Annotated in this window: 10 protein-coding genes and 1 pseudogene; 7 read left to right on the top strand and 4 right to left on the bottom strand. The window is 57.7% G+C overall.

Annotation, left to right across the window (positions count from 1 at the left end; genetic code table 11):
- The first annotated feature begins 43 nt into the window (after positions 1-43).
- On the top strand, positions 44-2,851 hold the full coding sequence (gene gyrA / locus SIAM614_RS07615) for a DNA gyrase subunit A (protein ID WP_040439528.1): 2,808 nt from the start codon (positions 44-46) through the stop codon (positions 2,849-2,851).
- 94 nt (positions 2,852-2,945) lie between these two features.
- Here gyrA and SIAM614_RS07620 read toward each other — a convergent pair whose 3' ends face one another.
- A complete protein-coding gene (locus tag SIAM614_RS07620; protein ID WP_006933365.1) occupies positions 2,946-3,362 on the bottom strand; it encodes a hypothetical protein in 417 nt (138 codons plus the stop codon).
- A 165-nt stretch (positions 3,363-3,527) separates the two neighbouring features.
- On the opposite strand from SIAM614_RS07620, the gene coaD reads away from it, so the two are divergent.
- From coaD to tgt, 5 genes are all read left to right on the top strand, one after another.
- On the top strand, positions 3,528-4,034 hold the full coding sequence (gene coaD, locus SIAM614_RS07625; protein ID WP_006933366.1) for a pantetheine-phosphate adenylyltransferase: 507 nt from the start codon (positions 3,528-3,530) through the stop codon (positions 4,032-4,034).
- 40 nt (positions 4,035-4,074) lie between these two features.
- Positions 4,075-4,614 (top strand): peptidylprolyl isomerase, encoded by a 540-nt coding sequence (locus tag SIAM614_RS07630; protein WP_050789339.1) that lies wholly within the window; start codon positions 4,075-4,077, stop codon positions 4,612-4,614.
- A 44-nt stretch (positions 4,615-4,658) separates the two neighbouring features.
- Positions 4,659-5,132: a peptidylprolyl isomerase gene (locus tag SIAM614_RS07635; protein WP_006933368.1), complete on the top strand. Its 474-nt coding sequence runs from the start codon at positions 4,659-4,661 to the stop codon at positions 5,130-5,132.
- A gap of 194 nt (positions 5,133-5,326) precedes the next feature.
- Complete coding sequence (queA, locus tag SIAM614_RS07645; protein WP_006933369.1) at positions 5,327-6,400, top strand: tRNA preQ1(34) S-adenosylmethionine ribosyltransferase-isomerase QueA; 1,074 nt, start codon at positions 5,327-5,329, stop codon at positions 6,398-6,400.
- Between the two features lie 9 nt (positions 6,401-6,409).
- Positions 6,410-7,564 carry a tRNA guanosine(34) transglycosylase Tgt gene (gene tgt, locus SIAM614_RS07650; RefSeq protein WP_006933370.1) on the top strand — a complete coding sequence of 385 codons (1,155 nt, stop codon included), beginning with the start codon at positions 6,410-6,412 and terminating at the stop codon, positions 7,562-7,564.
- A gap of 36 nt (positions 7,565-7,600) precedes the next feature.
- Here the strand turns inward: tgt and SIAM614_RS07655 are convergent, their stop codons facing one another.
- From SIAM614_RS07655 to galU, 3 genes are all read right to left on the bottom strand, one after another.
- Positions 7,601-8,035: a DUF4864 domain-containing protein gene (locus SIAM614_RS07655; RefSeq protein WP_006933376.1), complete on the bottom strand. Its 435-nt coding sequence runs from the start codon at positions 8,033-8,035 to the stop codon at positions 7,601-7,603.
- Between the two features lie 185 nt (positions 8,036-8,220).
- Positions 8,221-9,525 (bottom strand): nucleotide sugar dehydrogenase, encoded by a 1,305-nt coding sequence (locus SIAM614_RS07660; protein ID WP_006933377.1) that lies wholly within the window; start codon positions 9,523-9,525, stop codon positions 8,221-8,223.
- A 111-nt stretch (positions 9,526-9,636) separates the two neighbouring features.
- Positions 9,637-10,530, bottom strand: a complete 894-nt coding sequence (galU, locus tag SIAM614_RS07665) for a UTP--glucose-1-phosphate uridylyltransferase GalU (RefSeq protein WP_006933378.1) — start codon at positions 10,528-10,530, stop codon at positions 9,637-9,639.
- A 389-nt stretch (positions 10,531-10,919) separates the two neighbouring features.
- Between galU and SIAM614_RS07670 the strand changes: the two are divergent.
- A pseudogene (locus SIAM614_RS07670) lies at positions 10,920-11,373 on the top strand (3-deoxy-8-phosphooctulonate synthase); the annotation flags it as partial.

Here is an 11,373-nt window from a genome sequence, read left to right on the forward strand (position 1 = left end):
GGATATAAAAGAGCCAGCAATAACAATGAAATGAGTGTCTTCCTTGGCTGACCAGGACAATAGCACGCCCACTGACGGTCTTCCGTCCGATATCAAACCGGTCTCCATCGTCGATGAAATGAAGCGCAGCTATCTCGATTACGCGATGAGCGTGATCGTGTCGCGTGCGCTGCCTGACGTCCGCGACGGCCTCAAACCGGTACACCGGCGCATTCTCTACTCGATGCACGAAAACGGCTACGAGTGGAACAAGCCCTATCGCAAGTCGGCCCGCGTGGTCGGTGACGTCATGGGTAAGTATCACCCGCATGGCGACAGCGCGATTTACGATGCGCTTGTGCGTATGGCGCAGAATTTCTCGCTGCGGCTACCGCTGATCGACGGGCAGGGCAATTTCGGCTCGGTCGACGGCGACCCGGCTGCGGCCATGCGTTACACCGAGTGCCGGCTGGAAAAAGTCGCCCACAAATTGCTGGACGATATCGACAAGGAAACGGTCGACTTTCAGGAGAACTACGATAACTCCGAAAGCGAACCCGTCGTTCTTCCGGCCAAGTTCCCGAACCTTCTGGTCAACGGGGCCGGTGGCATCGCGGTCGGCATGGCCACCAACATCCCGCCGCATAACCTGGGAGAAGTCATCGACGCCGCCATTGCCGTGATGGAAAATCCGGCAATGTCGCTCGAGGAGCTGATGCAGATCGTCCCCGGCCCGGACTTCCCGACAGGCGGTATGATCCTTGGCCGGTCCGGCATTCGCAGCGCCTATGAGACCGCCCGTGGCTCCATCGTCATGCGGGCAAAGGTCGATGTCGAGGAAGTCCGCAAGGACCGCACGGCGCTGATCGTTACGGAGATCCCGTATCAGGTCAACAAATCGACCATGATCGAGAAGATTGCCGAACTGGTGCGCGACAAACGTATCGAAGGCATCTCCGACATCCGCGACGAAAGCGACCGCTCCGGCATGCGGGTCGTGATCGAACTGAAGCGCGATGCGGTTCCGGACGTCATCCTGAATCAGCTTTATCGCTTCAGCCAGTTGCAGACCTCCTTCGGTGCCAACATCGTCGCGCTGAACGGCGGCAAGCCGGAGCAGATGAATCTCTCCGACATGCTGCGCGCCTTCGTGTCCTTCCGCGAGGAAGTGATCCAGCGGCGCACCCGTTACCTTCTGAAGAAAGCGCGTGACCGTGCCCACATCTTGGTCGGTCTGGGTATCGCGGTTGCCAATATCGATGAAGTCATCAAGCTGATCCGCGGCGCACCGGACCCGGCAACGGCAAGAGCGCAGCTTATGGAGCGCAACTGGCCGGCAAAGGATGTTGAGTCGCTCATTCTTCTGATCGACGATCCGCGCCACATGGTGCAGGACGACGGCACCTACAAACTGTCTGAAGAACAGGCGCGCGCCATTCTCGATCTACGCCTGCAGCGCCTGACGGCCATGGGCCGTGACGAGATCGAGGAAGAACTCAACAAGATCGGTGCGGAAATTTCCGACTATCTTGAAATCCTGCGTTCACGGGCCAGGATCCAGGAGATCGTCCGCAATGAAATGCTTGAAATCAAGCAGGAATTCGCAACGCCGCGCCGGACGGAAATCATCGAGGGCGGTCCGGACTTCGACGAAGAAGACCTGATCCAGCGTGAAGACATGGTCGTGACCGTCTCTCACGGCGGCTACATCAAGCGCGTGCCTCTGGCGACCTACAGGGCACAGCGTCGGGGCGGCAAGGGCCGGTCCGGGATGGCGACCAAGGACGAGGATTTCGTCACCCGGCTGTTTGTTGCCAACACCCATACGCCGGTTCTGTTCTTCTCCTCACGCGGCATCTGTTACAAGATGAAAGTGTGGAGGCTTCCGCTCGGTGGCCCGACTTCGCGCGGAAAGGCATTGATCAACCTGCTGCCGCTTGAACAGGGCGAGCAGATCACCTCGATCCTGCCGTTGCCGGAGGACGAGGACAGCTGGGCAAACCTTGATGTCATGTTCGCAACCATTCGCGGCACCATCCGGCGCAACAAGCTGTCCGATTTCGTCAACATCAACCGCAATGGCAAGATCGCCATGAAGCTGGAAGACGGCGACGGTATTGTCGGCGTCGATACCTGCTCCGAACATGACGACGTGATGCTCACGACCAACTTCGGTCAGTGTATCCGCTTCCCCGTAACCGATGTTCGCGTGTTCGCCGGCCGTAATTCGGTTGGTGTGCGCGGGATTCGTCTCGCGGATGAGGACCGCGTGATCTCCATGCAGATCCTGCACCACATCGACGTGTCTGCGGAAGAACGCGCAGCCTATCTGAAGCTTTCCCGGGCGATGCGCGGTGAAGCGGATGAAAACGGCAACGGCGCAGATGAAGAAGGCGTTGTCGCCGGTGATCTGCCGCAGGAACGCTACGCACAGATGAGCGCGGCTGAACAGATCATCCTGACCATTTCGGAAAACGGCTACGGCAAGCGGACGTCTTCGTTCGAATATCGGGTCACCGGCCGAGGCGGAAAAGGCATCACGGCCATGGCCGTCAACAGCCGGAACGGCGGTCTGATCTCGTCCTTCCCCGTCGAAGACAGCCATCAGATCATGCTGGTGACGGATGGCGGCCAGCTTATCCGCTGTCCGGTGGACGGTATCCGCATCGCCGGACGTGCGACCCAGGGCGTAATCGTCTTCAAGACGGCAGCCGACGAAAAGGTCGTTGCGGTGGAAGGGATCTCGGAGGTCGATGAGGACGATGTTCTCGAAGACGGCCTGGAAGGAGAAGCTGAGGGATCAGCTGAACCGGGTGTGAGCGACGCCGGGAACGATACCATCGACGGAGATGAAACACCTCCTGAAGCCTGATCTCTGATTGGCTAAGGCTTAAACGACAACAGCGGCCAGGGTGGAACCTGAGCCGCTGTTTGCCGTTACGGGGAAGAGAGGTCTGAGACGAAACTCAGTTGGCCACGGGGTAGCGGGCCAGAATGGTTTCGTTGACGGTCTGTGCGGTTTTTTCGACGGTGACGAAGGACACGTTGCGAACGCGGGACGCGCCTGTCAGGGCAGCCGCACAATCTTCGCTCCAAGCACCCCAGGTCTGGGACTGGCAGACTGTCGTTACCGGCGCCTGCACCGCGCGGTCTGATTTCGTGCTCGCAAGCCCCTGCGTTGCCATGTTGGTCAGGCCTTCCGCCTGGGACGCATTGCCCGGGTGCATGCTCATCATGCCCGCTGCGATCATGGTCAGCAAAGCCAGAACGAAAATGGCTGCCATCTTGAAGTGACCGGCCGGATCGATTGCCTTTGACTGCAAAGAGAACGGACGCACCGCGATTGCCGTTGCGGTCCGGTCGATTGTGGTAGTGCTCCTCATGGTACTGGCTCCTGCTCACGCCAATTGATTTCGATGGAGCCACCTTGACCCAGGTCTGCATAGAGAGATGTGACGGCCGTCACACAATGTCAGTTACTGGCAAAAGACCCGTTTAGACTTGCGTTCCACTTGTTCGGTCGGAGCAGGCAGAGTAAGGAAGGGGCCATGAATCGTATTGCGCTTTATCCAGGATCCTTCGATCCTGTTACCAACGGCCACATGGATATACTTCGCCAGTCGCTTGCGCTGGCTGACAGGGTTGTTGTTGCTATCGGCGTTCATCCCGGAAAGTCGCCTCTGTTTTCCTTTAAGGAACGGGTCGAGTTGATCCATGCGTCCGCAAGGTCCGAATTCACGCCGGAGGAAGCCGAGCGTATCGATGTCATCGCGTTCGACAATCTGGTGATCGAGACAGCGCGGCAGCAAAAGGCTGCCTATCTGGTCCGCGGCCTGCGCGATGGTACAGATCTTGACTACGAGATGCAGATGGCCGGCATGAACGGAACCCTGGAGCCGGACATACGGACGGTATTTCTTCCTGCATCTCCGCCTGTACGCCACATCACGGCCACCTTGGTGCGTCAAATCGCAAAGATGGGCGGTGAAATTTCCGCTTTTGTTCCGGAACCGGTGGCCGAACCATTGCGGCTGCGGGCAAAAACCGGCGCATGAACTAAAGCCAAGCTCTAGACCTGAACCTTAGGAGTCTCCAGTGTCGCGCTTTTTTGCAGTTTTTGCCGTTCTGGCATCACTCTTGATCCTGCCTTCGGCCGTAAGCGCCCAGGCAACCGATCCCGAAAACACGATTTATCTCGACCTGAAAGACGGTCGAGTCGTCATCCAGTTGCGTCCGGATCTTGCGCCGGCTCACGTTGAGCGGATCAAGAAGCTTGCCAGCGAAGGATTTTACGACGGGATTGTCTTTCACCGCGTGATCGACGGCTTCATGGCGCAGACCGGAGATCCCACCGGCACCGGCACCGGCCGCTCCAGCGAACCCAACCTGAAAGCCGAATTCTCCGATGCGCCATTCAAGCGTGGCACCCTCGGCATGGCGCGGTCTGCCAGCCCGGATAGCGCCAATTCGCAGTTTTTCATCATGTTCGGTGACGGTGACTGGTTGAACGGTCAGTACACCGTGTTCGGTGAAGTGGTCGATGGCATGGAATTCGTCGACAACATTACGCGTGGCGAACCGCCGGCAAACCCGGACAAGATCATCAAGATGCAAGTTGCTGCGGACGCTCAATAAGCGTCTGACATTATAGATTTCAAAGACACCCAAGGAGATACTCTATGGCTGACATCAAAGACGCCGAAAACACCCTTCTCATGGAAACCAGCCAGGGTCCGGTCGTTATCGAATTGAAACCGGATCTTGCGCCGACCCATGTCGCCCGCATCAAGGAACTGGTCCGCGACGGCTTCTATGACGGCATCGTCTTTCACCGCGTGATCGACGGCTTCATGGCCCAGACCGGTTGCCCGCAGGGTACCGGCACTGGCGGCTCCGGCAAGAAACTGAAAGCGGAATTCAGCAACGAAAAGCACGTGCGCGGCACCTGTTCCATGGCCCGCGCCATGGACCCGAACTCCGGCGACAGCCAGTTCTTCATTTGCTTCACCGATGCACCCTGGCTTGACGGTCAGTACACCGTTTGGGGCGAAGTGATCGAAGGCATGGACAATGTCGACAAGATCAAACGCGGTGAGCCGGTTTCCAATCCGGACAACATCGTTTCCTTGAAAGTTGCGGCTGACGCAGCCTAAACCTGCTGAAAAGCAATCTTCATGAAGCAGCGCGGGCAAACACCCGCGCTGTTTTGTTTTGGATTAGGCCTCAGACGGTTGACCTGCTTCTCCGTCACCAGTAAGAGCCGCTGACTGAAAGTGCGGTTACCGGTCAGAACGGATCTGGCGCCGCTTCCTGAAACTTTCCAGAGATCCGGCAGTAGCAAAACGCCATGCGCGTCGACCAATTCGATTTTGATCTTCCCAACGAACGGATCGCCTTGCGCCCCGCACGGCCACGCGATTCAGCGCGCATGCTCGTTGTACGGCCGGGTGAGCAACCGCTGCTATCCGACGCGGGGGTCCGAGACCTGCCGCAACTGCTGGAGCCCGGCGATGCGCTGGTCTTCAACGACACCAGGGTGATCCCTGCACAACTCGAAGGAACGCGTCTGCGCGGTGACATTAGCGCGGGCATTGGCGCGACGCTTCACATGCGCACGGGGCCGGACCGCTGGAAAGCTTTCGTCAGACCAGCCAAGAAGCTGCAGCTTGGAGATACCGTGCTGTTCGAAGGGTTCGGCACAAGGCTGACGGCGGAAGTGACTGAAAAAGGCTACAGCGGCGAAGTCCTGCTGACGTTCGATCGATCCGGCCCGGACCTCGACGTCGCCATCGCTTCCGTCGGGCACATACCCTTGCCGCCGTATATCGCGCAAAAGCGTGGTGAGGACGACCAGGACCGCAAGGACTACCAGACGATATTTGCCGAGAAGGACGGCGCCGTAGCTGCGCCGACGGCGGGTCTTCATTTCACGCCGGAATTGCTGCAGGCCTTAAGTTACCGGGGCATTGAGCAGCACCGTGTAACGCTACATGTCGGAGCGGGCACCTTCCTGCCGGTGAAGGCGGAAGACACCGCGGATCACAAGATGCACGCCGAATGGGGTGAAGTCTCTGAAGAGACCGCTGCGGCTCTCCTGGCCGTCAAGGTGCGGGGAAACAAGGTCGTCAGCGTCGGCACAACGTCCCTGCGTATTCTTGAAAGTTCAGCCCAGAAAACCGGCGTCATAACGGCATTTGCCGGTGAAACGTCAATTTTCATCACGCCCGGTTACCGTTTCAAGGCAATCGACGCGTTGATGACCAACTTCCACCTTCCGCGGTCCACGCTATTCATGCTGGTGTCGGCTCTTTCGGGCCTGGATACGATGCGTCATGCCTATGCACACGCTATCTCGCAGGAATACCGCTTTTACAGTTACGGCGACGCTTCGCTGCTGTTTCCGCAAGAAGGGGCCGTCTGAGGACCGAATATGACTGAAGAAACCGGCAAGACATTCAGCTTCAAGCTGATCACCACAGACGGCGCGGCAAGGCGAGGCGAGATCACAACGCCCCACGGCGTTGTTCGCACGCCTGCTTTCATGCCGGTCGGCACCCAGGCGACCGTGAAGGCGATGTACCCGGAGCAGGTTCGCGAAACAGGTGCCGATGTGGTTCTCGGCAACACCTATCACCTGATGCTCCGTCCGACCGCCGAACGGGTTGCAAAACTCGGCGGGCTCCACACTTTCATGAACTGGCCGCATACGATCCTGACCGATAGCGGCGGGTTTCAGGTGATGTCGCTTGCGCAACTTCGCAAGCTGGATGAAGACGGTGTGCGCTTCCAGAGCCATATCGACGGCCAGAAGTACCATCTGACACCGGAGCGCTCGGTCGAGATTCAGGGTCTGCTCGGCTCCGATATCCAGATGCAGCTTGATGAATGCATCAAATTGCCGAGCCCGCGTGAAGAAGTCCAAAGAGCGATGGAATTGTCGCTGAGATGGGCTGAACGTTCTCGAAAACAGTTCGAAGCCATGGGAGGGCCGGGCAAGGGGCAGGGGCTTTATGGCATCGTTCAGGGCGGTGATCAGCCCGACCTTCGGGTTCGTTCTGCCGAAGAGCTCGGCAAGATGCCCTTTGAAGGCTACTCGGTCGGCGGTCTGGCGGTTGGTGAACCGCAGGACGTCATGCTGAGCATGCTTGACATCACCACACCGGTCATGCCGGTCAACAAACCGCGTTACCTGATGGGCGTCGGAACGCCGGACGACCTTCTGGAAAGCGTGAAACGTGGTATCGACCAGTTTGATTGCGTGATGCCGACAAGAGCCGGACGTCATGGTCTGGCCTATACCCGATATGGCAAGGTCAATCTGAAGAACGCCCGCCACCAGGAAGATCCGCGACCGCTGGATGAGGCGAGCACCTGTCCCGCGTCAAGCGTCTACAGTCGAGCCTATCTGCACCATCTGGTGCGTGCAGGTGAAGGCCTGGCAGGCATGCTGCTCACCTGGAACAACATCGCCTATTATCAGTTCCTGATGCAGGGCATGCGCGATGCAATCGAAGCCGGGCGCTTCGAAGATTTCTATGCCAAGACCAAGGAAGACTGGGCGCGCGGAGACATCGCCGCGCTGTAACCCGGCATCTTCTGTTTTGGCCCAGGATGAGACAGGCTAGGCGGAAAACCCGTCTGCCGTTGTCAGGTAGCAGCCGGAGATCTTCCAACTGCCGTCATCCTGTTGCTCGAAGCTGTAGAGCGCCAGCCAGTTCTTGCCCTTGGGGCCTGTTACATAGACTTCCTGCGTCGGTCCGAGCTTGGTCATCTTCGACCGGCCGAAGGTTACGCTTTGAGGCTTGTAGACGGGCTGATAGCCCTGGCGCACCATTTCCATGAAGAACTCGGGCGTCTGAAACCTCTGTTGCAGGGAACTGGTTGCAAACGAGAAGGCCGCCTGGGCATTTCCCGATGCAAAGGCACTCATCTGATTTTTGATGATCTGGTGAAAGGCACTGCTGTCGAGACCATCCTCGGCACGGACAGCCCCGGAGGCGAGCAAGGTGCTGACGCCGGCAACCGCCACCATCTTCCAGAAACGAGCATGAGCCATGTTCGGTGTCTCCTTTCCTGAAACACGATCAGTATACGGCTCGAAACCCTTTTCAGATTGCTAAAATACGAGCAATCCCCTGCGGCAATTACTGGCAATCTGGAGCTTTTGGAGGCAGGCGACAGGAATCGTTTCTGAACAGTGCGCAGCGAAATGCGGTAGGGTCAGAAAATAATCCTGTAAAATCAAAGGCGCCAAAGCTGGATTCCATCCGGACACTCAGACCGGTCCAGGAGTGCCGGTATGTCGGCAACAAGGCCGCGCTCATCTTTCAAAACATCCTTTAGCACCTGCCACCCACAGCCATCCTGGAAAAACTGCCGATGCGGGACAGCAAGAACGGCAACGTCTGCTGCCTCAAGCTCACCTTGAGGCGTGAGGGTGATTCCATATTCGGCGGTAACCTCATCGGGATGCGCGAGAGGATCGCAAACCTGAACGCTTGCGCCGAACTTCTCCAGTTCCCTGACGAGGTCAACGACCTTGGAATTGCGGGTGTCGGGTACATTGGCCTTGTAGGTGATGCCAAGCACGACAACCTTCGGCGGCATGGGCATGCCGAGCTTCACGCTCTCCTGAATGATCTTGCCAGCAATGAAAGCCGGCATTGCCTCGTTTGTCCCACGGCCCGCCAGGATGACCTGTGGCGTCATGCCGATCTCATGCGCCTTGTGCGTCAGGTAATAGGGGTCGACGCCAATGCAGTGGCCACCAACCAGTCCCGGTTGAAACGGCAGGAAATTCCATTTTGTCGACGAGCCCTTCAGAACATCTCGGGTATCGATGCCCATCTGGTGAAACAGCATCGCCAGTTCGTTCATGAGGGCGATGTTGAGATCGCGCTGCGTGTTCTCGATCACCTTGGCCGCTTCCGCCACCCGGATCGACGGCGCAAGGTGAATTCCGGCCGTGACAACGGCACCATAGAGTTTGGCGAGCGTTTCGGCTGCTTCCGAAGTTGACCCCGAAACAATTTTGGTAATGTCCGCAAACCCGCGTTCGGTATCACCCGGGTTGATACGTTCCGGAGAATAACCGACGGTAAAATCCTTACCAAAAGTCAGGCCCGATTCCTGTTCCAGAACCGGAACGGCAATTTCTTCGGTCGCCCCCGGATAGACGGTCGATTCAAACACCACGATGGCGCCGGATTTCAGATTGCGGCCAACGGTTGCGGCTGCACTCCTGAAAGGCGACAGGTCGGGCCGCTTGGCATGATCAACCGGTGTCGGCACCGCGACAATCAGAACATCCCGGTCTTTCAGATCCGTTTCCCGGCTGGAAAAAACGAGCGTTTCCTGCTGCAAATCCGCTTCACTGACGGAGGCCGTGCTGTCGCGTCCGCTGCGCAACTCGCTCAGTCGATGTTCGTTGATATCAAACCCGAGAACGTCAAATCCCTTCGCAGCGAAGGCCACTGCCACGGGCAGACCGACATAACCCAGACCGATGACCGCGATCCTGGTGGCGTAAATGGAATTGTCGTGCATGAGGCATCCGGGATTGGAGCAAACGGAAAAGGCCGGGTCTGCGCAAGACCCGGCCCACTCCTAAAGGCTTCTGACGAACCTTTTCAAGCCCGCAGTGTAGGCGCCCGCAGATTATTCTGCAGCCATGGGCTTGCGGATGATCTCTTCCATGAACGGAACCAGCTCCCGAGCCAGTTTCGGATCGTCCATGCCGAATGCGATATTGGCACTCAGGAAGCCGGCCTTGTTGCCGCAATCGTAGCTCCGGCCCTCGAACTTGAGCGATGCGAAGTTCTGTTCCTTCATCAAGGCTAGCATGCTGTCGGTGAGTTGGATCTCGCCACCTGCACCTTTGCCCTGATTGGACAGAAGATCGAAGATTTCCGGCTGAAGAATATAGCGGCCCGTAATCATCAGATTGGAAGGGGCCGTACCGGGAGCAGGTTTCTCGACCATGTTGGAGATCTTGTGTGCGTTGGCGCTGATTTCCCCGGCAAGTTCCACGATGCCGTACTGATCGGTCTGATCTTCCGGAACCTCTTCTACGGCGATGATGTTACCGCCGGTATCCTGATAGAGGTCGACCATCTGCTTGAGGCAGCTCACCTGGGACTTGATGATCACGTCCGGCAGGAGGATGGCAAAGGGTTCGTTGCCGATGATATCGCGCGCGCACCAGATTGCGTGACCGAGGCCGAGCGGGGCCTGCTGGCGGGTGAAGGAAGTTGCACCGGGAACCGGCCGGTGCTTTTCCAGAAGCTCCAGTGCAGCGGTCTTGTTTCTCGACCTGAGCGTATCTTCCAGCTCATAGGCCATGTCGAAATGGTCTTCGATGACATGCTTGTTTCGCCCGGTGACGAAAACGATGTGTTCAATGCCTGCGGCCCGCGCTTCGTCCACCACGTACTGGATGATCGGCCGGTCAACGATTGTCAGCATTTCCTTGGGAACTGCCTTGGTTGCAGGCAGGAAACGTGTGCCAAGACCTGCCACGGGCAGGATCGCTTTGCGAATGGGCTTGTTCATGTCAGGCCTTCCGATTGTACAAATACGAACTCAATCATCTTTTACCCACTAATAGTCACAAGAGCTGCAGAACACACGTTCAAAACTCAGACCGCCGGTGGGCGCAACATTGCGGTTTACCCAAGCGAATATCGACCAGCCCCGAAAGTTCAGGTTAGGTTGCAAGCTTGTGCACTGCAATGCTAACGCAATAACTTCCACAAAGTGATCATTTTATGTCGCGGCTAGTGTTCCCACTTTTAAATCGATTTAAAGGCGGAGCGCTTTCCGCCAGAGCGATGTTGCGGGCAGGGCAAAAGAGCGCTATGGAACAGCGCAAGTTCCGGGAGCGGACCTTTTCTTGAATGAGTTGCTGCGCACAAGCGGCAACCGACTGCAAATGGTGGAAAATGACCGAGGCAAACCGCGTAGTTTCCGTAGGCAATGTTACTTTCAGCAATGACGCGCCGTTCAGCCTCATCGCTGGTCCGTGCCAGCTTGAGAGCCGCGAACACGCACTGGAATGTGCTGCGGCCATCAAGGAAATTGCGGATCGTCTCGGGATCGGCGTCATTTACAAGACGTCCTACGACAAGGCCAACCGGACATCCCTGGCCGGCAAGCGGGGCGTCGGCATGGAAGAGGCCATGCCGATCTTCGCCGAAGTGAAGGAAAAATTCGGCATGCCGGTCCTGACAGATGTGCACAGCCCGGAGCAATGCGCGCCGGTTGCGGAAGTTGTTGACGTTCTGCAGATCCCCGCTTTCCTCTGCCGCCAGACGGACCTGCTTGTTGCTGCCGCGAAGACCGGGCGTGTAATCAACGTCAAGAAAGGCCAGTTCCTTGCACCCTGGGACATGAAAA

Source organism: Roseibium aggregatum IAM 12614, assembly GCF_000168975.1.
GTDB lineage: Bacteria > Pseudomonadota > Alphaproteobacteria > Rhizobiales > Stappiaceae > Roseibium > Roseibium aggregatum.